Source organism: Paraburkholderia lacunae (assembly GCF_003353175.1).
Lineage (GTDB): Bacteria > Pseudomonadota > Gammaproteobacteria > Burkholderiales > Burkholderiaceae > Paraburkholderia > Paraburkholderia lacunae.
Map to the genome: position 1 here is coordinate 102,123 of NZ_QHKS01000012.1, position 25,531 is coordinate 127,653.

General features: G+C 62.1%; 25 protein-coding genes. 5 read left to right on the top strand and 20 right to left on the bottom strand.

The window, feature by feature from the left end:
* Nucleotides 1–133 precede the first annotated feature (133 nt).
* From DLM46_RS19550 to DLM46_RS41290, 15 genes are all read right to left on the bottom strand, one after another.
* Entirely contained in the window at nucleotides 134–1,207 is a 1,074-nt protein-coding gene (locus DLM46_RS19550; protein ID WP_279635206.1) for a TadG family pilus assembly protein, read from the bottom strand.
* 3 nt (nucleotides 1,208–1,210) lie between these two features.
* Nucleotides 1,211–1,648: a TadE family protein gene (locus DLM46_RS19555; protein ID WP_115103162.1), complete on the bottom strand. Its 438-nt coding sequence runs from the start codon at nucleotides 1,646–1,648 to the stop codon at nucleotides 1,211–1,213.
* A gap of 14 nt (nucleotides 1,649–1,662) precedes the next feature.
* Nucleotides 1,663–2,400 (bottom strand): tetratricopeptide repeat protein, encoded by a 738-nt coding sequence (locus DLM46_RS19560; RefSeq protein ID WP_244306298.1) that lies wholly within the window; start codon nucleotides 2,398–2,400, stop codon nucleotides 1,663–1,665.
* A gap of 188 nt (nucleotides 2,401–2,588) precedes the next feature.
* Nucleotides 2,589–3,551: a type II secretion system F family protein gene (locus DLM46_RS19565; protein ID WP_115102753.1), complete on the bottom strand. Its 963-nt coding sequence runs from the start codon at nucleotides 3,549–3,551 to the stop codon at nucleotides 2,589–2,591.
* A complete protein-coding gene (locus DLM46_RS19570; protein WP_244306299.1) occupies nucleotides 3,548–4,387 on the bottom strand; it encodes a type II secretion system F family protein in 840 nt (279 codons plus the stop codon). Before DLM46_RS19570 ends, DLM46_RS19565 begins: the two co-directional genes overlap by 4 nt.
* 134 nt (nucleotides 4,388–4,521) lie before the next feature.
* Complete coding sequence (locus DLM46_RS19575; RefSeq protein WP_115102758.1) at nucleotides 4,522–5,931, bottom strand: TadA family conjugal transfer-associated ATPase; 1,410 nt, start codon at nucleotides 5,929–5,931, stop codon at nucleotides 4,522–4,524.
* Entirely contained in the window at nucleotides 5,931–7,148 is a 1,218-nt protein-coding gene (locus tag DLM46_RS19580) for a CpaE/TadZ family protein (RefSeq protein ID WP_115102761.1), read from the bottom strand. The genes DLM46_RS19575 and DLM46_RS19580 overlap by 1 nt, the downstream gene beginning before the upstream one ends.
* A 29-nt stretch (nucleotides 7,149–7,177) precedes the next feature.
* Entirely contained in the window at nucleotides 7,178–7,549 is a 372-nt protein-coding gene (locus tag DLM46_RS19585) for a CpaD family pilus assembly lipoprotein (RefSeq protein WP_115102763.1), read from the bottom strand.
* An 11-nt stretch (nucleotides 7,550–7,560) separates the two neighbouring features.
* The gene (locus tag DLM46_RS19590; RefSeq protein ID WP_115102765.1) at nucleotides 7,561–9,027 is read right to left on the bottom strand and encodes a type II and III secretion system protein family protein; all 1,467 of its coding nucleotides are present in this window, start codon (nucleotides 9,025–9,027) and stop codon (nucleotides 7,561–7,563) included.
* A gap of 49 nt (nucleotides 9,028–9,076) precedes the next feature.
* Nucleotides 9,077–10,027: a Flp pilus assembly protein CpaB gene (cpaB, locus tag DLM46_RS19595; protein ID WP_115102768.1), complete on the bottom strand. Its 951-nt coding sequence runs from the start codon at nucleotides 10,025–10,027 to the stop codon at nucleotides 9,077–9,079.
* A gap of 12 nt (nucleotides 10,028–10,039) precedes the next feature.
* Nucleotides 10,040–10,549: a prepilin peptidase gene (locus tag DLM46_RS19600; RefSeq protein ID WP_115102770.1), complete on the bottom strand. Its 510-nt coding sequence runs from the start codon at nucleotides 10,547–10,549 to the stop codon at nucleotides 10,040–10,042.
* 79 nt (nucleotides 10,550–10,628) lie between these two features.
* Nucleotides 10,629–10,811 carry a Flp family type IVb pilin gene (locus DLM46_RS19605; RefSeq protein ID WP_115102772.1) on the bottom strand — a complete coding sequence of 61 codons (183 nt, stop codon included), beginning with the start codon at nucleotides 10,809–10,811 and terminating at the stop codon, nucleotides 10,629–10,631.
* Nucleotides 10,812–11,271: 460 nt separating this feature from the next.
* The gene (gene phbB / locus DLM46_RS19610) at nucleotides 11,272–12,015 is read right to left on the bottom strand and encodes an acetoacetyl-CoA reductase (protein ID WP_115102774.1); all 744 of its coding nucleotides are present in this window, start codon (nucleotides 12,013–12,015) and stop codon (nucleotides 11,272–11,274) included.
* A gap of 130 nt (nucleotides 12,016–12,145) precedes the next feature.
* Nucleotides 12,146–12,313 carry a hypothetical protein gene (locus tag DLM46_RS19615; RefSeq protein WP_115102776.1) on the bottom strand — a complete coding sequence of 56 codons (168 nt, stop codon included), beginning with the start codon at nucleotides 12,311–12,313 and terminating at the stop codon, nucleotides 12,146–12,148.
* Between the two features lie 48 nt (nucleotides 12,314–12,361).
* The gene (locus tag DLM46_RS41290; RefSeq protein ID WP_425274004.1) at nucleotides 12,362–13,189 is read right to left on the bottom strand and encodes a hypothetical protein; all 828 of its coding nucleotides are present in this window, start codon (nucleotides 13,187–13,189) and stop codon (nucleotides 12,362–12,364) included.
* A 707-nt stretch (nucleotides 13,190–13,896) separates the two neighbouring features.
* On the opposite strand from DLM46_RS41290, the gene DLM46_RS19625 reads away from it, so the two are divergent.
* Nucleotides 13,897–16,044: a S53 family peptidase gene (locus DLM46_RS19625; RefSeq protein WP_165848014.1), complete on the top strand. Its 2,148-nt coding sequence runs from the start codon at nucleotides 13,897–13,899 to the stop codon at nucleotides 16,042–16,044.
* Nucleotides 16,045–16,190: 146 nt separating this feature from the next.
* Here the strand turns inward: DLM46_RS19625 and DLM46_RS19630 are convergent, their stop codons facing one another.
* Complete coding sequence (locus DLM46_RS19630; RefSeq protein WP_165848015.1) at nucleotides 16,191–17,426, bottom strand: NADH:flavin oxidoreductase/NADH oxidase family protein; 1,236 nt, start codon at nucleotides 17,424–17,426, stop codon at nucleotides 16,191–16,193.
* A gap of 70 nt (nucleotides 17,427–17,496) precedes the next feature.
* Here DLM46_RS19630 and DLM46_RS19635 point away from each other — a divergent pair, with 70 nt between their 5' ends.
* A complete protein-coding gene (locus DLM46_RS19635; protein ID WP_115102781.1) occupies nucleotides 17,497–17,934 on the top strand; it encodes a MerR family transcriptional regulator in 438 nt (145 codons plus the stop codon).
* A gap of 140 nt (nucleotides 17,935–18,074) precedes the next feature.
* On the opposite strand, the gene DLM46_RS19640 is transcribed toward DLM46_RS19635, so the two are convergent.
* Nucleotides 18,075–19,472: a sulfite oxidase gene (locus tag DLM46_RS19640; RefSeq protein WP_165848016.1), complete on the bottom strand. Its 1,398-nt coding sequence runs from the start codon at nucleotides 19,470–19,472 to the stop codon at nucleotides 18,075–18,077.
* 242 nt (nucleotides 19,473–19,714) lie between these two features.
* On the opposite strand from DLM46_RS19640, the gene DLM46_RS19645 reads away from it, so the two are divergent.
* The 3 genes from DLM46_RS19645 (at nucleotide 19,715) to DLM46_RS19655 (ending at nucleotide 22,839) form a co-directional block, all read left to right on the top strand.
* Nucleotides 19,715–20,722: a phosphatase PAP2 family protein gene (locus tag DLM46_RS19645; RefSeq protein WP_208866304.1), complete on the top strand. Its 1,008-nt coding sequence runs from the start codon at nucleotides 19,715–19,717 to the stop codon at nucleotides 20,720–20,722.
* 158 nt (nucleotides 20,723–20,880) lie between these two features.
* A complete protein-coding gene (locus DLM46_RS19650; protein WP_115102788.1) occupies nucleotides 20,881–21,660 on the top strand; it encodes a DeoR/GlpR family DNA-binding transcription regulator in 780 nt (259 codons plus the stop codon).
* A gap of 42 nt (nucleotides 21,661–21,702) precedes the next feature.
* The gene (locus DLM46_RS19655) at nucleotides 21,703–22,839 is read left to right on the top strand and encodes an MFS transporter (protein WP_115102791.1); all 1,137 of its coding nucleotides are present in this window, start codon (nucleotides 21,703–21,705) and stop codon (nucleotides 22,837–22,839) included.
* A 237-nt stretch (nucleotides 22,840–23,076) separates the two neighbouring features.
* Here DLM46_RS19655 and DLM46_RS19660 read toward each other — a convergent pair whose 3' ends face one another.
* From DLM46_RS19660 to DLM46_RS19670, 3 genes are all read right to left on the bottom strand, one after another.
* Entirely contained in the window at nucleotides 23,077–23,580 is a 504-nt protein-coding gene (locus tag DLM46_RS19660; RefSeq protein ID WP_115102793.1) for a hypothetical protein, read from the bottom strand.
* Nucleotides 23,581–23,772: 192 nt separating this feature from the next.
* Entirely contained in the window at nucleotides 23,773–24,609 is an 837-nt protein-coding gene (locus DLM46_RS19665; RefSeq protein WP_115102796.1) for an MFS transporter, read from the bottom strand.
* Nucleotides 24,606–25,460 (bottom strand): class I SAM-dependent methyltransferase, encoded by an 855-nt coding sequence (locus tag DLM46_RS19670; RefSeq protein ID WP_115102798.1) that lies wholly within the window; start codon nucleotides 25,458–25,460, stop codon nucleotides 24,606–24,608. Before DLM46_RS19670 ends, DLM46_RS19665 begins: the two co-directional genes overlap by 4 nt.
* Between the last annotated feature and the right edge of the window lie 71 nt (nucleotides 25,461–25,531).

Below are 25,531 nucleotides of genomic sequence, written 5' to 3' on the forward strand. Positions count from 1 at the left end.
CCTTTCCGAGTTCATATGGATGACACCGGCCGGGTTGACCAGTCGCTCAGCACGGCACCTTATTCATGGATCGGAATAGATTGCCGGTTAGGGACGCATCGCTACGGGCGATTCCAGTGACTGAAAAATCCCGTTACTGCGCCAGACGCGGCGGAACATAAGCCCCGTAGAAGGGGCCGCCTTGTCCGGAACCTGTGGCCACTTTGAAATTGGTGATGAGATGACCCTGGATGTATTTACCGCTGCCGCCGACCGCAAGATCGATATGGAAAGCGGCGAAACCAAGGATCGTTTCCGTTGACGACGCCAGGCTCTGCACAACTGGCACCAGCACATCGACGTTGATGGGAACCGAGCTGTAAAGCGTCGTCTTGGTACCGGGCTCAATCCAGATGGAATCTCCGATGCTCAATCCGGACGGGTTTCCGCTACTCATGAGAGCACGCACCGTCGGCACGTCGTTCGCATCCGTCGCAAATGATGTCCACTGTCCACCCGAGCAGCTTCCATAGAGCGCGTCGTTGGTGATCTGAAACGTATAGGCTTGCCCAGTCGATGGATCGATTTTCGGCGCACCGGTCTGAGCATTCCAGTAAAGGTCGAGAAGGCATTTGCCCAGCGCCACGGGGAACAAACCACCCGGCCCCACATAACCCGGCGCAGACACCACGGCCACCGCAGTCGCGGTCACGGCGGTCGTGTACACGCCGAACAGCGGAGCGAAGAAAAATACCAGCTGCCCGCCGTTCAATCCTGTCGCGCGCGAAACCGTGACTTGCACGGCCGGGCTATCGTACGTGCCGGGCGTGATCGTCGAGGCCTGCATGCCCGCGGGCGATCCGGTCAGATTCCAGTAGCCGCTTTGTATCGCCGCATTGGTCAGGACTACGCCATCCGAAGTATTGAGCCGGACGGCGCTGGCGGCAGCGGCGACAGCGGTGTTCCAGCCTGGCGTCGATGTTCCGGAATTCAGCGCAACTGCGCCGGCGATGGCAGCCGCATCGGCCGCTGTCTGCAACTCGTCCTGGGCGAGAAAGTAGTGCCCGATATCCACTGAAAATGCTGCGAACGCCAGCGCCATGAATATAAAGAAGACGAGCACATAGCTTATTGTTCCCCTCTCACGCCGATACCGGGCAAGCCTGCCGGTGGCCCGGTGATGTAGCACGCAAGGTTCGCGGCGCTCGCGAAGCATCGGGATGGTCATGGCCTACTCGTAAATCATGACGGCTGTTGCGTTCAGAACGACAGGGCCGACCAACGCACTAAACTTCGAGCCGAGCAGCAGACCCTGATAGGTATACGAAACCGCGACTTGAAGTGTGCTTCCGGTGGTCGTTCCGTTCGATTGCGTCACGGTGACGGTAGGCGAGGTCGCACTCCCGCCGGTGACGAGGCTGCCTTGCGCGTAGCTGGTTGTGATGGAGGCGATCTGGCTCGTGGTCAGCGGCGGCACCTGGACTACGGTGCCGGCCCTCGCGCCCGCGCGAGCCGCGTTCGTAATGATCGCGTCGTCATAGAAAATCAGATTGACGTCGATGATCCCGACCAGAACCATGACCAGAAACGGCAGCAGAATGGCGAATTCGATTGCCGCCGATCCTCGGCTCGCGCGAGGCGCGCGGCCTGGACGGTTAGGGTGGGGCATCGGGATTCCGTTTTTCATCGCACTGTGACAGATGGACTCGTGCCTGACGTGGTGTCGCTCGAGGTCGCTCCTGAGCCTTTCGCCGCCGGCGTCGTCGGTCTTGCCATGCGGTCGCGTTGAATCTCATAGAAGCGAAGGTTGTCCTGTACCGACGCCTTCGGCAGATCCTGTCCGAGTATCGCCGCCGCCGCTTCCGGATTGCCGAGCAGGCCATACGCGAGGGCGAGATCCTGGCGCGCCTGGGGCGGTGCACCTGGATAGCGTGTCACGTCGAGCAACACATTCGCGCCATCACGCGGATTGCCGCCAAGCGTGAGCGACAATCCAAGGTTGACGCTCAGGCCCGGATCGCCGGGATTGGCCTTGAGCGCCTGCCGCAGCACGGCTTGCGCGGCGGCGTGGTCGCCCTTCAGGTCGAGCGCCGCACCGAGGCCCGCCGAAGGAAGCGGTGCGTCAGGCGTCAGCGCGAGTACTTTTCGATAGGTCGAGATGGCATCGTCGAAGCGCCGCTGATGAATGGCCACGCGCGCAACGCCGATCATCGGTGCGATCGCAGAGGCGTCGATCTGCCGGGCGCGCTCGTAGTACACCGCCGCTCGCGTGAAGTCGCCGACCGCGTAAAGGGTGTCGCCCAGGCCCGTCAGCCCTCCAACCGAGCGGGGATCGGCGGCCACGACCTTTTCATAAAGACTCGTGGCCAGATCCACGTTGCCCGAGTCGAGTGCCGTGTCGGCAAGGCGAAGCTCGCTCATGCTGTTCGGCGTCGTGTTGCGAGTCGCCGCGCGTGCTTCCGGGACGTGATAGGTCGTCGTCGTGCAGGCGCTCGCCGCGAGAAGCGTGGCGGCGCAGCAGCAAGCCAGGCAGACGAGCCGGGCAGACCGGCGCATCGTGCATGGGTGCGTCGGGGCTGCGCAAAGGTCGAGTCGCAGTTCAACGTTTTTCATTTTTTGGCGAAGAACTCGAGAACTTGAATCACTGCTGGACCGGCTGCAATGACGACGACCGCCGGCAGGATGAACACCATCATCGGCAGCACCATTTTCGGCGCGAGTTTGGCGGCCTTTTCTTCGAGCGAAACGATATGGGCCAGCCGTTCGGTGCGAGACAGGGTTCGCAGTGCCTGGGTGATCGGCGTGCCATATCGCATCGACTGCGTCAGCGCGGAAATCAGCGCGCGGATGGACGGCAGATCGATCCGCTCGGCCAGCCCGTTGAGCGCTCGCGCGCTGTCACCGGATAATTTCAGCTCGTCGGCGGTCAGCGAAAATTCCTCCGAGAGCGGTGCGCAGATGGAAGACAGTTCATCGGCGACCCGGCGAATGCTCACCGCCAGGCTGTTGCCGGCGTTGGTGCAGATCACCAGCAGGTCGAGCGCGTCGGGCAGGCAGGCCGCCATTGCGCGACGGCGCCGTTGAGCGCGCAACGCGAGCACATATTCCGGAACGATCATCCCGACGATGAAGACGAACACCATCAGGATTCCGCGCGCGGCGGGAAAGCGGCCCACGGCGGGAATGTGCGAACCCAGCATGACCGCCAGCGTCGCACACACAATGCCAAAGAGGAACTTGACGGCGACCAGAACGGGAACGGCGAGTTTTCCGCGGTAACCGCCACGCACCATTTGTCTGCCGAGGTCCTCGCGATACTTTGCGTCGAACAGAGGCAGTCGATCCCCCAGCGTGGCGAGGCGCCGCACCAGTTGCGCGCGCAGCCCGGAATCGCTGCCCTCCACGTCAACCGGCGAACTGTCCAGGCGCTGGCTGAGAGCCGCCTCGCGCGCACGATCGGCGATCCTGCCACGTGTGCCGCCGCGCTTCGTGGCCCACCATAACGCGAGCACGCCGAACAATGCCAGCAGCATCAGGAGGTCGAGCAGTGTCTCGAAGCGGGCGGGGCTCATCGCGAGGTATTGAGTTTGGACATCTTGTTGATCACCGCGATGCCGATCACCACCGAGATCGATGCGAAGGTCAGCAGCTTATGCCCGGCGGGCCGGTCGAACAGCACCATGACGTAAGGGCGGTTCAGGCCGTACAAGGCCAGCATGATGACGACCGGAATGGCGGCGAGAATCCTGGTGGTGATCCGCGCTTCCGCGGTGAGCGCCTTCGTTTTCATGCGGATCTCGCCGCGCGTCCGGACAATGGCGGCCAGGTTTTCGAGCGTTTCTCCGAGTTGGCCGCCGGTTTCGCGCTGCAACAGCAGGCACACGCAAAAGAAAGAGAAGTCGGTGACCTCGATTCGTCGCATGGCCACAGCCAACACTTCTTCCAGGTCGATCCCAAGCCTCAGCGCGTCGCCCATCAACCTGAATTCGTGACGAAGCGGCTCGGGACATTCGTCGGCAGCGGCACCGATGACGTGGGTGACGGGCACACCCGCGCGCACGGCTCGCACAATCATGTCGATCAGGTCTGGGAAGCCGTCGAGGAAACGCCGCCGGAAGCGGGCGACGAGAAAACGATAGGCTTGCGCCGCGCCGAAGAGGGGGAGTGCGGGCAGCAGAAGCAGTTTGACGAAGCCGGGCAGCGGCATGAAACGTGTCATCGCCAGCGCCAGGAGTCCGCCCGCGATCGCGGCGCCGATCACGATACGAAGGCCGCTCGCTCCGGCGACGGTCCTGAGACGAGCGATTCCCGGCCCGAACCAGCGGCTGACCGCGTTGCCAGGCCGGCTGACCTTGAAGAGGCCCGGGTCAAAGCTGCCTGCAGCCGGCGCGAGCCCGCCGTCCTGCACCGAAAAAGACTGCAGCACGCGCGCCTTGATCCTTGCGCGAGGCCGTTTGCTTCGCATGTCCTGAACGGTAAGCGCCATGAGTCCGAGCAACAGCACGCAGGCGAAAGAGGAGAGGGTGACGAGGTCGATTGGCGTCATGGCCGCATTGCCTCCAGCAGGGCTTCTTCGACGCCGTAGTAGGCGGCACGCTCGGAAAACGCCGGCCTGAGAGCGGCTGTTTCGAAGACGCCTTTGACTTCTTCGTTGTAGGCGCTCGCGTCATAGCGGAACGTGAAGAGATCCTGGGTGATGATGACTTCGCCTTCCATGCCGACCAGCTCCGTGATACGTGTCACGCGCCGCACGCCGTCGCGCATCCGTTCGATCTGCACGATCAGATGGACCGCGCTCGCAATCTGCCGGCGAATCGACATGAGCGGCAGATTGCCGTTGGCCATCATGACCATGCTCTCGAGCCGGGTGATCGCGTCGCGCGGGGTGTTCGCATGAATCGTCGTCATCGAGCCGTCATGGCCGGTGTTCATCGCCTGCAGGACGTCGAACGCCTCCGGCCCCCGCGTTTCGCCGAGAATGATCCGGTCTGGCCGCATCCGCAGTGCGTTGCGGACCAGATCGCGCTGGGCGACGCCGCCGAGCCCCTCCGCGTTTTCCGGGCGCGTTTCGAGGCTGACGACGTGCGGCTGCTGGAGTTGAAGTTCGGCCGCGTCTTCGATCGTGATGACGCGCTCGCGATCGCCGATGAAGTGGGACAGCGCGTTCAGCAACGTGGTCTTGCCCGAACCGGTGCCGCCCGACACGATGACGTTCAGGCGGCAAGTGCTGGCCAGCTTGAGAACGTTGCTCATCTGCGCCGACATGTTGCCCTGCTGCGCCATCCTGTGAAGCGTAATGTTCCGCTTCGAAAACTTGCGGATTGCGATACACGCGCCGCGAATCGCAAGAGGCGGCAGGATGACGTTGACCCGGCTGCCGTCGGCCAGGCGCGCATCCACCATTGGACTGCTTTCGTCCACCCGGCGGCCCACACCGGCCGCAATGCGCTGCGCTACGCTGACGACGTGCGCGTTGTCGCGGAACTTGTACGGTGTCAGTTCCAGCCGGCCATGCCGTTCGACGTAAACCTGATCGGGACCATTGACGAGCACGTCGGTCACGCTGTCGTCCGCGAGGAGCGGCTCGATCGGCCCGACGCCGAACATGTCGTTGAGCAGTTCGCTGACGATCTGGCTCTGCTCCGAAATCGTGACATTCAGCCGTTCATGCGCCGCTATCTCGAGGACGAGTTGTTCGACGCCGGGTTTCATCTGCTCGCGCGTCTTGCCGACCGCGGCCGACGCATTCATCGAGGTGAATACGCCAGTGCGGATGATCCTGAACAGGTCGGAGCGGACCAATGCCTCGTTGCCCTGCGCTAACGGCGTGCGCTCCGGCAAAGCCGTGACCGCGCTGCCTGCCCCAATGGGAGACGCCGCGGCGGCTGTGGCGGCCGAGGTGGCCTGGGGCTCGACCGCGTCTGGCGGCGGTGGCTGCTTTTGCCCGAACATCAGCGTTTCCTTATGCCGAGCTTGCGGAGAAAACTGCGCTCGGCGACTGTTTGCTGGCCGGTGAGGTCGCTGCCGATACGCGCGATCGCCTGATTGAAATCGTTGGCCGTTTTTTCGTCGAGGGTTTCACCGAGGTTCTCGGCTGTCGATACGGCCTTGGGTTCGAACGGCACTTCATGCAGCACCGTGCGTCGGACCGCCGCCATGAAATCGACGGGCTGCACTTTGCCCGCCGTCGCGGCATTGGGACTATTGAGCAGCAGCGAAGCGGCGGGATTCGTGTCGCGCTCCTCGATGTAGCGCAGCAGGCGCAGCGTCTCGCGTGCGGAATGCACCGACCGGTCGGCGACCAGGTAGACCCGCGAAGCGTGATCGAATGCTTCGCCCGCGAGCGGATCGGCCCGGTTGCCGACATCGAGCATCACGTAATGGAAGCTGTCGCGGAGCACCTCGACCACGCGCTTGAGCGCTCCAGCCTGGAACGGCCTTGGGGTGCCGTAATCGAGTTCGGAGGACAGCACGAAAAGCCGGCTGCCCTTCGCGACGAGCGTGCGTTCCACATACTGCGGATCGAGCCGGTGCACGTTCTGCAGCACGTCGGTCAGGCCGTTGTTGCTGTGGATGCCAAGCATGCTGTTCGCGGCGCCGCCGTACACATTGAGGTCGACGTAAGCGACCCGGCGATGCGTGTCGTCAGTCAGATGGCGGGCGAGATTCAGGCCGATGGTCGTGACGCCGACGCCGCCCCGCGATCCGACGAGTGCGATCGTCTTGCCGGCGCGGGTCTGCACGACGGGATTGATCTTGCCCTCGGTTACGCTGACGGTCCGGTTGAGCAGCTCGACGGTCAGCGGCTTGACAAGATAGTCACGCACACCAAGCTTGAGCAGACTGCGAAAGAGCCCGACGTCGTTGCGCTCACCGAGCGCCACGACCTGAACCGACGGTTCGCACACTTCGGCGAGTCGTCCCAGGTCCGAGAGCGGCATCGCCGAGCCATGCAGATCGACCAGCAGAAATAACGGCGAGCGTTCGATCTTCGAGAGATAAGCAATCGCATCGTCAATGCTGCCGATCGCCACATGCGCGTGCGGCATCGCCTGCTCGAGTACATAGCTTTTCAGCACCTGTTCCGTGTTGCGATCCGCGACGAACGCAATGAAGTCGACGACCCGAGCCGCCGTCGTGCCTTTGCGGAAACTGAAGCCTGTGCTCATGAGGTGACCTTCGGTGAGTTGCGCACGTATCAACGGGAGTCCCGCGTCGTCGTCTTGTCGAGTGGCGTCACATGCTCAGTCTGATAGCGGCGCACCGCGCTTGCCGCCACCGCGGCGTCGGCAGGTCCGAGCGCTTCGGGCGTGACGATGTCCTGCGGATGGGCGATCTGTGCGGCGAGATTCGTGTAGGTCGCGCAGCCCCATGCCATCTCGGGACGCTTCCAGCCGGCGTCGGTCAGCAGCGATGGACGAGCCAGACTGGCGCAATCGGGCGGCAACGCAAGGTGTCCGTCAAACTGGATGACGGACGCGTCAGGCATTGTTCTCGGCGGTTTGAAGCACCCGCTGACGCCGGCCGCAGTGGCGCAAACCAGCATGAACGCGATAAGGCGAGAGATCATGGCTGTTCCGCTCAGTAGACATACCCGGCCGCACCCACGAGGCGCGGTTGCCCGGACGGGGTAGACGCATCGCCGGACTCGTGTCTGAAGCTGTACTCGACATCGCTGCTCGGCGACATGAGCGAATCGAGCGGCGTACGCAGCCTCGCCGGATCGGTCGGTTCGACGAGATAGGGCGTCACGATAATGACGAGCTCGGTCTTGTTGTTCAGATAGTTGGTCGACGAAAACAGCTTGCCGAGAATGGGAATCGATCCCAGCCCGGGCACCTGCGAAATGATGTCGGTTGTGTTGGTCTGCAACAAACCGCCGATCGCGAAGCTTTGCCCGCTCGCAAGCTCGACCGTGGTGTCGGCTCGGCGCACACTCAACCCCGGCACCGTGACGCCATTGGTGGTGACGCTCGCGGTCGTGTCGATCTGACTGACTTCCGGGCGGACTTTCAGGCTGATGCGGTGTTCGTTCATGACCGTCGGCGTGAAATCGAGTTTGACGCCGAACTGCTTGTAGTCCACGGTGATGGCGCCGTTGATCTGCGCCACCGGGATCGGAAACTCGCCACCGGCGAGAAAACTCGCGGTCTGCCCCGACAGTGCCACGAGATTCGGCTCGGCAAGTACTGTCAGCAAGCCCTCCTGATTCAATGCATCGACGAGCAACTGGATGTCGGTGTGGCCCGTCTTGAACTGACCGAAGAGCGAGTAGGCATTGTTGCTCGGCAAATTGACCGGGAAAGTGGTCTGACCGTTCGCGCCGACGATCGGCTGGGCGAGGTTGAATATCTGACGGCCGCTGAAGATGCCGCCGGTGAAATTCCCCACCACCGAACCGAGCGCCTGCCAGTTGATCCCCAACTGCTGCGTGACGTTGCGGTCCACTTCGGTGATGCGAACGCGCAATTGCACCTGAAGCGGGCGATCGATCGTGATGCGGTTGACGAGTACTTCCTTGTCGGCCAGATAGGGCGAAATAGTCTGCACCACGGCATCGGCGTCGGCAGCCGAGCTCGCCTCGCCTGAAACCAGCAGCGAGCCGGGACCGGCTGTCAGTTGCACGTGCGCATTCGGAAAGCGCGCCGCGACCGCGCTGCGCAGTGCATCCATGTCGCGGCTGACGACCACCGTCTGTTGAAGCAGCGTCTTGTTGTCCACGCCGAGCACATACAGGGTCGTTGTGCCTGCCTTCTTGCCCAGCACGAAGACCGCCTTCGGGGACGGCACGTGGACATCCGCGATCGTGGGATCGGCGACGAACACAGCGGTCGCATTCTCGTTCAAACGCACGAGGGTGCCCTTGCCGGCGTCTACTGCCAACGCTCCCTGTGAACGGGCTGGCCTGTCCGTCAGAGCGGCGTTCGTCACAGGCGGCAGTGCCGCGCGCGTGGGCGCCGCCTGGGCGTGAACGGCAAGCGCCGTAGCCCCGCTCAGCACGGCGCAAGCCGTGAGCTTCAAGCCGATGCCACCCGGACTGCACTTCATTGTCATGGCTTTCCATCCCTGCGAGTGGACGCTGTGCCCTCTCCACGCGTCAGTGCGGCACGGGGAGAGCCGGCACTGGCGGTACGTTGTTTCCTGCGGTACCGCTTGACTGTGCGACGCTCGACAGCGCGTCGCTCCTGTCGGAACCTCTGTAAATCGTCACAGTGGGCGGCAAAGCCGATCCGGAGCTGGAGACAGTGAGTTGGGGGCCACGGGAGCGAGGCAGATCGCGCACGGCGCGTGAAATGTCGCCGGCCCACACAGGCGGTGGCAGCGACTCGGCCGGTACGGACGCAGCGGGATCCCGGGTAACGGTCGCGAAGCTGCGCAATGCGAGCGACAGGCTGCCAAGGCGCGCGGCGACGGAAACGACTTCGCCCATGCGCGGCGTGACTTCCAGCGTGACCGTGCGGACGCGGTTGGTGAGATCCGGGGCGTCGCCGTTCTTTGGTCGCTGTATTTCCGTGCCGACTGCGAGCACCCGAACATGCTCGACGACGGTTTCGCTCGATACCGCAAGCTCCGGCGAATCGGTCCGGCGATCCATCTGTTGCGTCAGCAGCAGGTCCACGTAGTCGCCAGGTTGGATCAGTCCCGCGTTACCGGACACATCGTCGACGGCGACCGACACCGCGCGCATCTCGGGTTTGAGCGTGGCGGCAAGAAAGCCGGGGGCGCCCGGCAGGATGACGTCATCCGCGACAACCAGACCGCCGCTTGCTACAGGGTGACGCAGCAGCGCGCCCTTGAGCTCAACCGCGCCGGGTGCCCCGTAGACGACAGCATTAGGGGGAATGTCGGTGACAGGCAGAGGCTTCCAGGTGAGGTCCTCGTCCCGCAGAAGCAGGCCCTGCGGAAGATCGGCGGCACCGACGCGGACCTTTTCCGTTCCGGGCACGGCCGCCGACGGACGCGACACGCCTGCGATGACTACCCGAACGATCAGCGCGATCAAGGTGGCGCCGACGAGGAGCAAACCCACTTTGATGATGTTGGACATAGGGGCGCCGTCCTACCGCATCGAAAGCAAAGGCAGCACTGAGGGCAACGCGATCAGTGAACCCCCTCCGAGCGCAAGCGCTACGCCGTAGGGCACGCCGCGCGCTCCTGAGAACATCGCGAGAGCTCGCAGCGCGAGGGATGCCTGCTCTGGGGCCATGTGTCGCGTGGCAAGACTGATCAGGGAAACACCCAGCCCGATGATCGAGATTAGGGTCAGGGCTGGCAAAGCGAGACTCAAGCCAACCCACAGGAACACAACCGAGGCCAGTTTTGCGTCGCCTCCACCCAGCATTTTCGCGGCGAACAAGGCGGCGCACAGGAGGAGAACGGCAAGCGCCAGCAGCAGGTGGGCGAGCACGTCGTTGACGGACATGCGGATGACAAGAGCGTTGATAAAAAACAGCGCACCGATCATCAGGATCATCCCGGTCGGGAGGCGCCGGCAACGCACGTCGAAGACAGCGAGCCGCAGCAGCACGCAAAGTACGGTGAGGCGAATAGTAGTAGATAGTAGCGACACAATCAGCGCGGCTCCGGAGAGTATGGAGACTGAGAGGAGGCTCGATAAACGGGTGTATCAAACCTCCCGGTCGCGGGAATTACGCTTTATTCTGGGAGGTCGTGACGTTCGTAAACAGATTGGTAAACATCGCGCCGATATTCGTGTTGAAGGTTGCGGCCATGGCGCCCAGCGCGATAACAACGATACCGGCCAGAACCGCGTATTCCATGGCGCTGACGCCACGTTCGTCACGAAAAAATGCTTTCATAAAGGATTGCATTTTGGGGCTCCCATAAAAAGACCGCGTAGGGCTGATCTCATGAGTGAATGACCTGCGCGGCACGAATATCATTCGGAATGGCAACAATGTGATTGCCTCAACGAGAAGCGGATATAGCCTGTTGGGACGTCTGGCAGGGGAAACCCTGCTGTATGTTTGGTCTCCTTATTTTCAGGGGTTTCGAATCTTCGTCCGTTGCATCGTCAACCGGTGCGCATGCTCGCACCTGCGGAAATTAAGGACCGCATATATCGCGCCAGCGTATCGACCGCACATTCGTAGCCAACGATGCCGTCTGGCACATTCTTATCTTATGGTAAGACAATTCATGCAAAAACCAATGAGAAAACACATGACTTTTGAAGCGCAGTCGCGAGGTCAATAGGACAGGTTTTACGTGGCATGGCGCGGTTTTCGGAGGCCATCGACCTGCGCATTTCGTGTGCATCGGCCAGTCGGTTCACTGCAGATGTTGACCGCCGTTGAGGGCAATGTTTGCCCCGGTCAGAAAACCCGCTTCGCGCGAACACAGGTACAGGACAAGCGCGGCGACTTCTGCGGGCTGTCCCAGTCGTCCGACGGGTATCTGGGGGATGATCCTGTTTTCAAGAACGTCCTGCGGCACTGCCATTACCATCCGTGTCGCGATGAATCCGGGCGAGATGGTGTTGACGGTCACGCCTTTTTTCGCGACTTCGAGCGCCAGCGATTTCGTGAATCCGTGGATACCTGCTTTCGCGGCCGCATAGTTGGTCTGGCCGAAGCCGCCTTTGGAGCCGATGATCGAGGATATGTTGATAATGCGTCCCCAGCCGCGCTCGACCATGCCGTCACATACGGGCTTTGTCATGTTGAAGACCGAATCGAGATTGGTACGGATGACCGCGTCCCAGTCGACCTTGTCCAGCTTTTTGAAAACTGCGTCGCGCGTAATGCCGGCGTTGTTGACCAGAATGTCCACCGGGCCCACTTCAGCAAGGATTTTCGCGACGCACCTTGCACACGATTCATAGTCGGCCACATCCACGGCAAAGGCCTTGAAACGGCGCTCCTGGGCTTCCATGTTGGCGAGCCATGCGTCGACGCCCGTGTTTTTCGGCGAGTACGTCACGAGGACCGTGTAGCCCGCGTCGTGCAGTTTGATACTGATGGCTTCGCCAATCCCGCCAGTTCCGCCCGTGACAAGTACGATCTGCTTCGTCATTTTCGTTGCCTGACCATCGAATAAACGGAGACCGCGGCGAATGGACACCCAGGAGCCTGGAGGCATTGCCGCACCATGAAATCCGCCGTTCGCCGGCTTACGGATGCGAACGTCGTTGCGGAGACAACGACTACTCCGGGGTTGCGCGAAAAGCCCGCTCGACCGCCTGCCTGGTGGTTTTCAGGTTCAGTTCGATCATCTTCTGAAAGATCTCGACAGTCTTGTTTGCCAAAGCAAACGATGCTTCTGTGCTGGCTTGTTGCATCAAAGCATTTTGCTCAGGATTCCACAGATTCATCGCTTGCTCCTGGAAATGACAGGTAAAGGGTACGTTGAGGAAAGCCTTTCATTCGACGCACTCGGGTTGCGTCACAGGATCTTCGATAGCGGGCGCATACGGAGCGTAGAGCCGCTTCGTATGCAATTGTTGCGTTATGCCATCCCGCCATACCTCAAACCCCGAAATCTGCGCCAATCTCATCGCATGAACGCCGAGCAATACATGTCCGGCACTCACGGCTTTCAGCGTGGCAGCGAGGCCATCCTCCAACAATTCCTGCACGGCCACCGCGAGCGAAAGCGACGCGTCCCACCGGTCTGCTTCGTCAATCGGTGAGGGAGGCTCAGCCAGATGCCGCTGATTCGCCGGGTTGCCAGTGGGCGTCACAAGGTAGAGGTGTGTGTGAGTTCCTGTAAGAGGGCGCCGGGGCGGCATTCCGGCCGCCGCTACGGAAACCGCGGGCTTTTGCGCCTTCGCCGTTGCGCCGTTGGCGATCTGACTGTAGGGCGCGTCGATATGTGCGTGCGTTGTAGGTTTCGTTGCGGTTTCGGAAGGCAACGCTGGGCGACTTGCCGCTGAATCGACACGACGCTCCGTTTTGCCCGAATCACATCTGCGACCCCTGTAGCCGGGCGGCGCCGTTTTCGGCTTGCCGCCGGATGCGGTGTTGCGCCGTCGACGGCTCGGCTCGACAGGCTCTCCTGCGTCGAACCGGTTCAACTGCAGGAGCAGGCTATCGATCGAGCACAGTTGGACTTTAGTCAGGTGGTACGAGTCGAGTAGCTGATGGAGCCGTCTGCGCCAATATTCGGCCGGCAGAATCGGACCGCCTTCAAACCCGCATAACGACGGACGCATCACGCGTTCGATGTGCGCGATCTCCTCATCGATCAATATACCCATGTCCACCCCCGGTACATTTTCGAATACTGCTCGATGACGTCTTTTACGTTCATGTCTGAGCGGTACTATAGGTCTAACTTTCTTCGAAATCCAATCGCAAATCGTATATTTGGCGAGTCGATGCCTATCGGTAAATATAGCTCGTCAGGAATGCGTTTGAATAAGAACGCTCGATTCAAACGCATTTTCGCTTTGACGCGGAGGCAGGCGTCAAAGCAGGGGATCCTTGTGCGAGTGTCATTCCGGACAGAAAATATCCAATGTGAATATTGTTCGCGGAGCGGTGAATGAATCAAATAGCGTCATTGCCGCGCAATGTCGGAATCGCTTGAATTGCGGCTCGCTGGATTGCGCAGATTGGCTTGAGGCGGTGAAACCTTGACAACGGCTTAATTGCTTCTACCATCGAGTGACTGACCCGGACCCAGGATGAGTCGCATGCTGCCTTCCTCTCCCTGATGAGGGAACCAGCGGTCGAAGATGAGCGGCTGTAGCAGCGATCCGGCGTTTGGCGCGGTTTGAGGTAGCCCGCGAGTCGTACCTGTCCCTACACCCAATGTCCCCGGAAGGCCGTTGAAATTGTTCTCGGCTGGATGATTGGGGTGCTGTCCCGACAAGCTCCGAATACGGCTTACCGCTGAGATTCGGATGCGCAAAGCTGGTGGCCGATGCTACGAGGGCGTGTTGGGAGAGACGACATGTCCACGCGATTCCAATCAGGGTTCCGGGTACTTGTTCTAATGCTCATCGCCGTGGGCGGTACGTCATCCGAATCAATGGCGCAATCGACCCGGCAACTGGTCACTCAGGTTGTCGACGAACGACAGACCGTCGAGCTGACCGGCAATATCCGCCCCGAGGCCAGTGCGGAGAACGATCGCGGACGTGTCGACGACACGCTCGTGCTCGACCACATGCAGCTGCTGCTGAAGCGCCCAGCCGAGACAGAAGCCGCTCTCGTGCGCTTCATCGATCTGCTTCATGATCCGAAGTCGTCCTATTTCCACCAGTGGCTCACGGCCGAACAATTCCGCGTGAATTTCGGTCCGGCGGACGCCGACGTGAGCATGGTCAGGAACTGGCTTGCCAGGCATGGACTCGCGGTGAACGGCGTGCAGGCAAGCGGCATGGTGATCGACTTTTCCGGGACCGCAGGACAGATCCGCGACGCCTTCAAGGCCGAGATCCATCGGCTCGACGTGGGCGGCGCCGCGCATATCGCGAATATGAACAATCCGCGGATTCCTGCCGCGCTTTCCGAGGTAGTGAATGGGATCGTGTCGCTGAACGACTTCGCGCCGCACGCGAATTTCAAGTCCCGGCCCGAATACACGTACGTCAGAGGCAACGCGACCTATCACGCGGTCGCTCCGGCCGATCTCGCGACGATCTACAACCTGAACCCGATGTTTCGTTCCGGCATCTCCGGCCAGGGACAGACGATCGTAGTGATCGAGAATACCAATGTGTTCAATCCCGCGGACTGGGCGACATTCCGCTCGGCCTTCGGATTATCCGGCTACACGTCCGGCTCCTTTACGCAAATCCATCCGACGCCGCCCAGCGGCGCTAACAATTGCCTGAATCCCGGCGTCGTGGCCGGTACCGAGAGGGAAGCCGAGCTCGATGCGGAATGGGCCAGTGCCGCGGCCCCAAGCGCCGCCATCGTGCTTGCGTCCTGCGCGGATACCAGCACCACGTTCGGCGGGCTGATCGCACTCCAGAACCTCGTGAACGGCAGCAACCCGCCTGCGATCATCAGCATCAGCTACGGCGAATGCGAGGCGAAAAACGGCGCCGCGGGCAACGCCGCTTACAGTGCCGCTTACCAGCAGGCGGTCGCCCGCGGCGTCTCGGTTTATGTCTCCGCCGGTGACGAAGGGGCCGCGAGCTGCGATGCCGGTCTCGCGAATGCGACTCACGGAATCGGGGTCAGCGGCCTTGCCTCGACGCCGTACAACGTCGCGGTCGGCGGCACCGATTTTGCCGATACCTATGCCGGGATCACCGCTTCTTATTGGACCGGGACCAATGCTGCGGCCTACGGCTCGGCGCTCTCTTACGTGCCCGAAATTCCGTGGAATGATTCCTGCGCCAGCGTGCTGATTGCCGCCGCAAGCGGCTACTCGGCGACCTATGGCACGAGCGGCTTTTGCAACAGCGCGACCGGCAAGGCCTATTACCTGACGACATCGAGCGGCAGCGGCGGGCCCAGCGGCTGTGCGGGGGGAACGCCCTCGGTGAGCGGAGTCGTGAGCGGGACATGCCGCGGCTATGCCAAGCCGGCGTGGCAAGCGCTGCTCGTGCTGCTGGGCAATCCGGCCGACGGTGTGCGTGACCTTCCTGACGTCTCCCTGTTCGCGGCCAACGGCGTTTGGGGTCACTACTACATCGTCTGCGATTCAGATATCGCGAACGGAGGCGCCGCCTGCACGGGAGCGCCGGGCGGGTGGTCCGGCGGCGGAGGAACGTCGTTCGCCGCGCCCATCTGGGCCGGGTTCCAGGCTTTGGTGAACCAGAAGACTGGAGCCCGCCAGGGTAATCCGGATCCGGTCTTCTATACCCTTGCGGCCACCGAATATGCGGCGCGCGGGACGATCACCTGCAACTCGAGTCGCGGCAACGCTGTCGCCAGCACCTGCATCTTCTATGACGTCACGCTCGGCGACATGGACGTGAACTGTTCGGGCACGAACAATTGCTATGGCCCGAGCGGCAGTTATGGTGTCCTCTCCACAAGCAACAGCCGCTACTCGAAAGCTTATGGCGCCGGTGTCGGCTGGGACTTCGCTACCGGCATCGGCACAGTCAACGTCACCAATCTGGTGAATGCCTGGCCACGATGACCGGTTCGATGGCCAGGAAAGAGACATGTCGATCCGGCGGTCACCTGCCATGCAGGTGACAATTCATGTCCAGCCAGACCTGCGCTGCAAACACGCTTCTTTCATAGGCTAGGTTTCGCGAGGCCCTACGTCACCCATTTGACGCTTCATGCGTGCTCCTGCTTCCATTGCCGATAGCGCCGCGTCAGCCGGCGCATCCGCAGTTGATCGAGGATCAATGTCAAGATCGCGGAGTATTGGGCAGGTGCCCTACGTCCTGCGCCGAGCGTACTCAGATGGCGTTTGACGAGTGCCATGCGGGCGAGTCCCGCGAGTGCCCGGTCGCGCCACTCAATCGGCTGAATGTGCGCACCCAGATCAGAGCCACCCCTCCAGCGCGCAGGCAGATCGGGTATCACGGCGAGCGCTGTGGCCATGCCGACGACCGCGACGCCACTGTTCAGCACTTGCTCAGCCACAGCGCGGCGCCGGATGCCGCCGGTGGTCATGACAGGCATCGCGGCGACGCCTGCCAGATCTCTCGCGAACTCGAGGAAATAGGCTTCGCGCGCGAGGGTGTGGCCGTCGGCGGTGTCGCCTTGCATCGCGGGGCTTTCATAGCTGCCCCCGGATAGCTCGACCAGGTCAACCGACAGTTCATTCAGCCACAGCACGACTTGCCGGGCGTCATCCTCCGAAAAACCACCGCGCTGAAAGTCAGCCGAGTTCAGTTTGACGGCCACGCAAAAACCCGGTGAGACTCTTGCGCGTACCGCGCGCACCACTTCCAGCAACAGACGGGCACGGTTGGCAAGATCGCCTCCCCAACGGTCGGCGCGGCGATTGGTCAGTGGCGACAGGAACTGCGAGATCAAATAACCGTGGGCGGCGTGAATTTCCACGCCAGTGAACCCCGCTTGCTCGGCAGCTTGCGCTGTCGCCGCAAAGCGGCCGATGGTCTCGCTGATTTCGTCCTCGCTCATGGCGCTCGGCTGCGCGAACAGCTTGCTGTGTTTGCCGAGCGCCAACGGGACAGCCGAGGGCGCCCACGCCTTGCCGCCCATCGCCGCCCGCACCTGCCGGCCCGGATGATTGATCTGCATCCATACCTGGGCGCCGCCGCTGCGTGCCGCCCGTGACCATTGCGTGAATGGTGCAAGCGGCGTATTGGCCTCGAGCACGATCCCGCCAGGCCCGGTCAGAGCCCGGCCGTCGATCATCACGTTGCCGGTGACGATGAGACCTGCGCCACCTTCGGCCCACGAGCGGTATAAGCGATGGATGGTCTCGCCAGGCCGTTGCCCCGCGTCGGCAAGATTTTCTTCCATCGCCGCTTTGGCTAGACGGTTGGGCAGCAAGCTGCCGTTGGGCAACTGCACGGGTGTAAACAGGGATGTAGTCATGGCGAAGTCAGCGGGCAAGATGAGCAATGCCGCTATACTAAGATTCAAGTCAACTTGAAGGTCAAGCGTTATGAGAATCGGCGAACTGGCGGAAAAAACCGGCCTCGCGCCGTCTGCTATCCGCTTCTATGAGCAGAGCGGCTTGCTGCCCGCACCGGAGCGCAGCGCCAACGGTTATCGCGTCTACTCCGAGATGGCCATCGGGCGCCTGCGCATGCTGCAGTTGGCACAGAAACTGGGCTTCCCGCTCGACAACCTGCGTGAGGCCCTGGGCAGTCACGAGGATTGTCCGAAAGAAGATTTGCTGCACAAACTCGATACGCGGCTCGACGAGATCAAGCAACTCATGACCGCCTTGCGCGCGCAGCGAAAGACGCTATGCACGCTTCGCACTACGCTTAGGGAAGCTTGGGCTGCAGGGGAATGTGTCGACGGAGCGGAGTTGGCCGATCGGCTCCTGGCACAGCAGCAGGAACCGTTGCGCCGATCAAAACGTAACGGTCGATAGCCCGCGGCGAGGCTGCCCGAGATAGAGGTACGCGCCCGTGATACAGGGACGGCGCGATCTTGCGGAAATGCGCTTCGCAGGCCTCGAGGTCGATGCCCGGCGGCAGACGATATTGGACGATTGCGGTAATCGTGGCGCGTTCAGACGATATGAACCGGCACCTCGTCGATGGCGTTGTTACCGTATCCCAACCGGTTCCACTCGGCGCACTCCGGCTGACTCCGGCCGGCAAGATCGGTGGCGCGGGCGCGCAACGTAACGACACCTGGCTCGTTAGTCCGGGTGATCAGTTCCCACCACTGCCAACTGTGACGCTTGCGCTCGCTGATCAGATGGGCCTCCTGCCAGCTTCCGCCGCCCACGCTGACTTCAACGTGCGCAATCGGAGCGGCACCGGACCAGGCCACGCCGCGGATCGCCAACGCCCCGCGACGCACCTCCTGGTCAGACATCGGATCGGTGATCAAAGCCCGCACCTGTTGCAGCGTGACCGGCTCACGAACGGCCCTGCCGTTGCGTTCCCATTCGTACCAGTATTTGTTGGCCTGGTAGTAGCCATCGAATGGCTTGTCGATGATCTCGATTTCGGACAGCCATTTGACCGATGCGACGGCATACCACCCCGGAACGACAAGGCGCAGGGGGTGGCCGTGCTGAATCGGCAGTGGCTCACCGTTCATCGCATAGGCCAGTAGCAGATCCGGATCGCGAGCATGACCCAGTTGAAGACTGCGTTCGAAGCGAATGGGTCCCGGGAGATCCGTCACTGTCCCGCCGTCCGCGCCCCGGAACAGCACTTCCCGCGCCGCCGGGCACACGCCAGCCCGGTCCAGAACTTCCACCAGCGGCACGCCCGTCCACTCCGCGGTGCTGACCGCACCCAGCTCCCACTTCTCGCCATCGACGGCGGGATGGAACTTCGTGCGGCCGTTGCCGGCGCACTCGAGCGTGACGACTTGCGTTTGCGAACGCATGTTGTGAAGGTCGCGCAAGCTGAGGCTAAGCGGTCGATCGACCAGACCGCCGACGGTCAGACGAAAGGCAGCCGAGTCGAGTCGCGGGATCTGGAAGTGATTGCGCACGTAGAAATGCGCGTTCGGCATCACGACGCCGCCGATCAGCGCCGGAATCGACGTCTCACAGTTGAGCGGATGCGCACGATGGACGATCAGGCCGTCTTCGATGGCTGTCTGGCAGGCTTCTTCGGGGTCCACAGCCGGCACGATCTCGCTCACCGGCAGCGCTGCGCCGCAGCCGCCGCTGGCGACCACGCGCGCGCACGTCGACGCTGGATAAACGTCGAGACTTCCGGCGATCTCGAACGGCTTCATGAACTCGCGCAAGCGGACCTCATCATCGGCCTCGACGATGAGGTACAAGGTGTGCTCGTTTTGGACGACGGCCTCGCCGCGAATTTCGATCCCGTACTGCCTGACATTGGGCCGGCTCAGGTGATTCAACAGCATGGCCCCGACATAGGGATCCCGAGCAGGGCAACGCTCGGCAGCGTGCTGATGTCGTATGACGAACAGTGCCATGACTGCCCCCCGACTTTGGTTCAATTAGCTTACGCCGGGCCGGTGGCAGAAGTCGAGCACGGAAAAGGGCGAACGCGAAGAGCCCGCAAACCGTAACGAGATGTCGAGCGGCTGACTGCTTCACCGGAAGTCGCACGCACTACTGACAGGCAAGCCTGTTCGCTCAACCAGTCCCTTTCCGCGGTGTTCGCGATCCGATGCCGACGGGCCCAAGTTGACCCGTTTGAGACACCCGGACCCGATTGGCGACGGATTGCAATCGGGTCAATATGAGTCATCTGCCCATCTCGCTTCGCCTGCTGTTCGTCGACCGTCGCGGCCAGCAGCCGGTGAGCTGGCCGTCGGCGGACGATGGCTGCACCAGTGAGGCAACCCCGGCACTTGAATGCCAATTAACGTTAACCCGGAGGCGACAAACGACGGTGCTGGTGGCTGTGGCGGCGGCCATAACAGCGGTTGTTGGCAACCGCGAACGGGCGATTGGTGTGAATGCGTTCTGTCAATTGCCGCATATAGGGGAGCAGAGACAAATGAACGTCATCGATACGTGGGCCATCGCGTCCATAAGTAAAGTGGCCATTCCCTCTCAAGGCTTCACCCATGTAGTCGAAGCGGTCGTGAACGGGTATTTGCCCAAGGGCGTGGTGTTGGTTGCACTGCTGTGGTGGGTCTGGTTCAGGCCCGAACGTGCGGAAGGACCTGGCGGCGAGGCCGTCCGGCGACACCATCGCGAACTCGTCGTGATCGCCATCGCGAGCGGCCTCATCGCGCTGGCGGCCGGCCGCCTGCTTGCGCACTACCTCCCGTTTCGCCTGCGGCCGATGTATGAACCGGCGTTGCGTGCGTTCTTTCCGCAGGCCGACGTAGACGAGCCGGTGCTGCGAACGTGGAGTTCGTTCCCGAGCGATCACGCCATGCTGTGGTGCGCGGTCGCTGTGGGCATTTTCCTCGCCTCGCGGCCCGTGGGGATCTATGCGCTATTGCACGCCGTGGTGCTGATCGGCCTGCCGCGCATCTATCTTGGCGTGCACTACCCGACGGACGTGCTGGCCGGCGCGGCACTCGGCATCGGCATCGCATCCGTGATGAGCGCCAGGGCGATACGCACGCGCGTCGCCGCACCGATACTGGCGTTCGCGCACCGCTATCCCGGCGTGTTTTATGGCGCCGCGTTCGTGCTCAGTTTCGAGTTGGCGACACAGTTCCAGGAGCTGCGCGTGTTGGCGCACGGCCTGATACATGGGATGTAGTGGGTCGGGGAGGTGTAGAGGGGAGGCGCTCATCGCCCCCCACTGGATGAAATAGGTTGGCGCCGCCCACCGTGCCACGGGCGAATGACATTCTCGCCGCCCGTCAATGCACGATTGTGCACGTTTACGTTCTTGATTGTGCACGGTAAGATGCGCCCATGAACGACAATATTCCCCTCGCACGACGCGACGAGATTGCACATCGGCTCGCCCAGGGCCAGCCGGTTGTAGCGGCTACGCTTGCCGTCGAATTCAATATTTCGGAAGACGCGATCCGCCGCGATCTCCGCGCACTCGCCGCCGAGGGACTGTGCCGCAGGGTCTACGGAGGCGCATTGCCCATCACGCCCACGTCCGCTCCCATGGCAGCCCGGATGGATGAGGCGCGTGAAAGGAAAGCGGCATTGGCTCGCGCAGCTGTGGTGCTGATCCAGCCAGGCGAACTCGTGTTCCTGGACAGCGGCAGCACGAATCTCGCCCTCGTTGAAGTACTGCCCGAAGACAGTGAACTCATCGTGGCCACCAATTCCATCGACATTGCCGCCGCCGTGCTTCGCCGCTCTGATCTGCAACTCATCATGATTGGTGGAGCGGTCGATCCGGCAGTCGGCGGATGCGTGGATGCCAGTGCTGTGCAGAGCGTCTCGCAAATGAATATCGACCGATGCTTCATTGGTTCGTGCGCCATATCGTCAAAAGGCGGTATCAGCGCCTTCGGTCTCGCCGACGCTACCTTCAAACGCGCGGTCCTTGCTGCTAGCGCGCGCAGCGCGGTTCTGGCGACGACTGACAAGTTCACCACCCGGGCAGCTCATCGGATTACAGCCATCGGAACGATCGAATGCGTTGTCGTCGAACACGATCTGCCGCGCGCGGAGCATGCCTCCCTGTCCAAGGCTGGTCCGAAGGTGCTGGTGGCCAAGCCGGCCGACCTATAGGCGGGCAGCAAATCACCCCTGCAACCGGGAATATTGAGTGAAATGACTTCAGATCAGCCGGCAGCCAGGCTTGCCACGCGTCTTGCATTCCTCGTGGCCGGATTCGGCGTCGCGTGCTGGGCACCGCTCGTGCCATTCGCCCAGCATCGGATTGGCGCCAATGACGGCGTGCTCGGCATGCTTCTGCTTTGCATTGGCCTCGGCTCGGTGATTTCCATGCTATTCACGGGTGCGATCAGCGCGCGATATGGGAGCAAACCCGTCATCGCAACGGGAGGGATCGGACTGGCGGTAGTCCTGCCCTTGCTGACGGTGGTCAGTACACCGCTTACGCTTGCTATCGCCTTGCTTGCGTTCGGTGCGTTTCTTGGCTCGCTAGACGTCGCAATGAATATCCACGCGATCGAAGTCGAACGCATGGAAGCGCGCCATTTGATGTCGGGGTTTCACGCGTTATTCAGTGTGGGTGGATTTATCGGCTCCACGTTGATGACGTTTCTACTTTCAATGCACATCGGAACGCTCGCGAGCACAGTGCTCTGTGCCGTCCTGATGTTTGCCGCAATCACGACTGCGCGAGCGCGCTTGCTCGACACCGCGCAGAAAAATGACGCCCCTTTGTTCGTCATGCCGCGTGGGGTGGTCCTGTTGCTGGCCGCGCTCACCGCCATCACGTTTCTGGTCGAAGGCGCGCTGCTCGATTGGAGCGCCTTGCTCATCACCGGAAAAGGGTTAGTGGCTGCCGCTCGCGGCGGAGTGGGCTATATGCTGTTCTCTATAGCGATGACTGTAGGCCGCTTGAGTGGCGACGCGATAACGGCGCGTCTAGGCGATCGCACTGTGATGTTCTGGGGCGGCGTTCTCGCGACGGTGGGTTTCGTCATCCTGTTGACTACGCCGGTTTCCGCGGTCGCGATGTCCGGCTTCCTGCTGGTCGGCCTCGGTGCATCCAATGTCGTACCTGTGTTGTTCCGCAAAGCAGGGGCGCAACGCGCGATGCCGTCCGCACTCGCGGTCGCGGCGATCACGATTACCGGCTATGCCGGAAATCTCGTGGGTCCGGCGGGTGTTGGCTTCGTCGCTAATCGAGTCGGATTACCCGGTGCATTCTGGGGATTGGCTGCGCTGCTCTGTCTCGTTCCTTGTTGCGCTCGCATGGTGACAACTTCCCGGTCATAAGCATGCTGGTCGAGAACCGGTTTCCATTTGCGTTATGGTCCTTGCGCCTGTGAGTCTGCGCTGACGGCCCGTGCGGGGCTGGCCGATATCGCGACGCCTCGCATTCCGCCCGGGCAGCATCACCGAATTGAACGCTGCCGCGCGCAATACGCTCGCGAGCGGGCAGCAACGTCCTTCGGTCATCACCGCCTGGCGGAAGCAGGCTACGCTTTGGCAATGTCACGATGTACGGAAACATCAATAACTCCGAGCCGCCTTGGGCTGGGAGCGCAGCATCAGATAGAAGGCGGCAACATGCGTAATCATCAGCACAGGCACGTAGATAATCGGAATCGCGTACATAGCGCCCAGCTCTCCCGCACGCGCGGGAAGATCTGACTGGGTAGCGTGGTAGTAATCGAGGATGAGGTCGGTTACTCCCACAAGATTGAAGGCTACGACGAACAACCAGAAGAGTTGGCGTATTCGTGCTGTGAGCAGCGCCAGCATCGCCAGAGTTCCCGTTGCGAAGTCACCGTATGCGGCGAACACGGCGAAGCTGGCCGGCAGAAGGGGACTGACGACGCCCGGCAGAATGAAGACCAGCCCGAAGAAACGGAAGCTGTGCAAGGTGGCGATGGCGCGTTGCGCTTCGAGTGGGTCCATCGACTTGAGCCTGGGCCAGACGTATACGCGCAAGCAAAGCAGCCAGGCGACGTACCCCAGAACGAGATGCAATTGGAAGAGAACTTCCGGTGACATGTTGCCTCCTGTCGACCAGAGTTGGCGCTTTAGCTGTCGACCGGAGTTCGCGTGTCGACCAGAGTTGGCGCTTTAGCGCTTACTCTGGTCCCATAGCGCGTTACTCCGGTCCAATGCAAAGCACTTACTCTGGTCCCATGCAAGATGATTGCGGTCAGGTGTTGCCTGGCGCATTGAAAGATAGGAAAGAGATCAGCCGGCGCGTCGTCGTCGGATCAGCTGGCGCAGCGACAGCGCGTGCAGCAGGATCGAGCTTGGCACCACGAAAGCAGGGGTCAGCACATTCGGATAAGCGCCGGCGCCGATGCTCGGCACGCTCGGCGCGATCAACTGGAACCGGCCGGGCGAGGTGACCAGCCCCAAGGCAATCGCGACGGCGAAGTCGGCGAGGCCGAAGAGGTTCCAGGCGATTGCCGCCTTCCGCCCTTGAGCTGTGCCGCTCGCTACGGCGATTGCCGCCGGCACGGCGAACAGGCCGGTCGACGCATCGCCAATTCCCGCCGGCAATGCGAATACGCCGGGCAGCGCCCCATGCAGCCAGGCAGCGAGAGCCCAGCTGCCGAATACCCGGTAAAGCTGAAGAGCGACAAGCCAGCTCGCAGGCATCGCATCGAGCAGCTGCCCGACCCGCTTCGACAACAGCAACAGCGGCGTGCCGATGATCACCGGCAGGAAGATCGCCAACGGCAGCATCGGCACCGTTGAGGGCGAGGCGGCGGTGTCAAAGACGCCATTGATCGCCGCGCTCCAGGCGAGCGCGAACCAAAGCGTGTAGGGGATCATGACCGCCAGCCAGGTCGTGCGACGTTGGCTTGGGCTCAGGTCGGTACTTTCGACGCCGAGCCACAAACCGAGCGCGATAATCGCATGGGCCGTCAGCTGGTGGGCCGTGGTCGGGACGCCGCTAGCCGGGATAATCGGCTGCCAGTAGATCAACGCAATCCACAGGACCGTCGGCGGGACGATCCAAAGCAGGCTGCGCCACGCGGGACGCGGCAGGACGACAGCAGGCACAGCGGCGGCGGTCATGAGCGGTTCTCCATGTGAATCCGGGTCTTCGTGGACGAGGCCTCGAACACCGCAGTGAGCACACCGACTCGGCCTTCCAGGAGGTTGCGTCCCAGGTTGGTGAAAAGCTGCGCGAAGTCCGGCCCCAGCACTACGCTGAGATTTGGCGAGGGCGGCGGCCCCGACGCACGCTGTTGGGCAATCCAGGCCTTTGCGGCCTCGGTGTCGTCTTGCGATACCAGCGTGCGGAAACCGGCTTGTTCGATTGCCTCGTGCGTTGCGTCGACCGTCAGGAGAAAGCTCGTCGCCGGGGTTCGCGCCCAGGGAACGGGGTAGTGCGGCTCGCTGCCGTTGGCGACGACGTCGAACGTCGCGAACCTGCCGCCTGACTTCAGCACGCGTCGAATCTCCCGGTAAAGCCGTGTACGATCGGCGATGTTCATCGCCACATGCTGCAGCAATACGACGTCGAAACGGCTGTCGTCGAAGGGAAGTTCCAGAGCGCTGGCGGCATGAAACGACACCTGTTCGGTTTGCCCGGTCCGCTGGGTGAGATAGCGAGCGGCATCCACGAACGCTTCGCTGAGGTCGATACCCGTCACCCGGCAGCCTTCGGTTGCAGCCAGAAAACGAGCCGGCCCGCCGACACCCGAACCGACGTCCAGCACCGACATACCGGCGCCGATCCCAGCCAAGTTTGCAAGCTCGGCGGTGGCAGCAAGCCCACGGGTGTGAAACTGGTCGAGGGCGGCCAGTTGCTGCGGTGTGAGCGGCTGATCCTCCGGTCCAAAGACCGCGAGTGCGACTTTCAGCCGCTCGGTCAGGCCAGTCGCGCGATAGTGATCGCGCACGCCATCAAGTGCATCGTTCATTGCGAGGTTCCTCCACGGTCTTAAGCGGATTGTTCAGGGCTTGCGAGTTGCCTTCGGCGCGACTCCTTATC

Bases quoted from the DNA above. Each gene is read 5' to 3' on its own strand.
- DLM46_RS19590 (WP_115102765.1), bottom strand. From the start codon at position 9,027: ATGAAGTGCAGTCCGGGTGGCATCGGCTTGAAGCTCACGGCTTGCGCC.
- DLM46_RS19655 (WP_115102791.1), top strand. From the start codon at position 21,703: ATGACTTCAGATCAGCCGGCAGCCAGGCTTGCCACGCGTCTTGCATTC.
- DLM46_RS19555 (WP_115103162.1), bottom strand. From the start codon at position 1,648: ATGCCCCACCCTAACCGTCCAGGCCGCGCGCCTCGCGCGAGCCGAGGA.
- DLM46_RS19560 (WP_244306298.1), bottom strand. From the start codon at position 2,400: ATGAGCGAGCTTCGCCTTGCCGACACGGCACTCGACTCGGGCAACGTG.
- DLM46_RS19585 (WP_115102763.1), bottom strand. From the start codon at position 7,549: ATGATCTCTCGCCTTATCGCGTTCATGCTGGTTTGCGCCACTGCGGCC.
- cpaB (WP_115102768.1), bottom strand. From the start codon at position 10,027: ATGTCCAACATCATCAAAGTGGGTTTGCTCCTCGTCGGCGCCACCTTG.
- DLM46_RS19640 (WP_165848016.1), bottom strand. From the start codon at position 19,472: ATGGCACTGTTCGTCATACGACATCAGCACGCTGCCGAGCGTTGCCCT.
- DLM46_RS19660 (WP_115102793.1), bottom strand. From the start codon at position 23,580: ATGTCACCGGAAGTTCTCTTCCAATTGCATCTCGTTCTGGGGTACGTC.
- DLM46_RS19650 (WP_115102788.1), top strand. From the start codon at position 20,881: ATGAACGACAATATTCCCCTCGCACGACGCGACGAGATTGCACATCGG.
- DLM46_RS19625 (WP_165848014.1), top strand. From the start codon at position 13,897: ATGTCCACGCGATTCCAATCAGGGTTCCGGGTACTTGTTCTAATGCTC.
- DLM46_RS19665 (WP_115102796.1), bottom strand. From the start codon at position 24,609: ATGACCGCCGCCGCTGTGCCTGCTGTCGTCCTGCCGCGTCCCGCGTGG.
- DLM46_RS19630 (WP_165848015.1), bottom strand. From the start codon at position 17,426: ATGACTACATCCCTGTTTACACCCGTGCAGTTGCCCAACGGCAGCTTG.
- DLM46_RS19635 (WP_115102781.1), top strand. From the start codon at position 17,497: ATGAGAATCGGCGAACTGGCGGAAAAAACCGGCCTCGCGCCGTCTGCT.
- phbB (WP_115102774.1), bottom strand. From the start codon at position 12,015: ATGACGAAGCAGATCGTACTTGTCACGGGCGGAACTGGCGGGATTGGC.
- DLM46_RS19565 (WP_115102753.1), bottom strand. From the start codon at position 3,551: ATGAGCCCCGCCCGCTTCGAGACACTGCTCGACCTCCTGATGCTGCTG.
- DLM46_RS19580 (WP_115102761.1), bottom strand. From the start codon at position 7,148: ATGAGCACAGGCTTCAGTTTCCGCAAAGGCACGACGGCGGCTCGGGTC.
- DLM46_RS19575 (WP_115102758.1), bottom strand. From the start codon at position 5,931: ATGTTCGGGCAAAAGCAGCCACCGCCGCCAGACGCGGTCGAGCCCCAG.
- DLM46_RS19615 (WP_115102776.1), bottom strand. From the start codon at position 12,313: ATGAATCTGTGGAATCCTGAGCAAAATGCTTTGATGCAACAAGCCAGC.
- DLM46_RS19550 (WP_279635206.1), bottom strand. From the start codon at position 1,207: ATGACCATCCCGATGCTTCGCGAGCGCCGCGAACCTTGCGTGCTACAT.
- DLM46_RS19670 (WP_115102798.1), bottom strand. From the start codon at position 25,460: ATGAACGATGCACTTGATGGCGTGCGCGATCACTATCGCGCGACTGGC.
- DLM46_RS19605 (WP_115102772.1), bottom strand. From the start codon at position 10,811: ATGCAATCCTTTATGAAAGCATTTTTTCGTGACGAACGTGGCGTCAGC.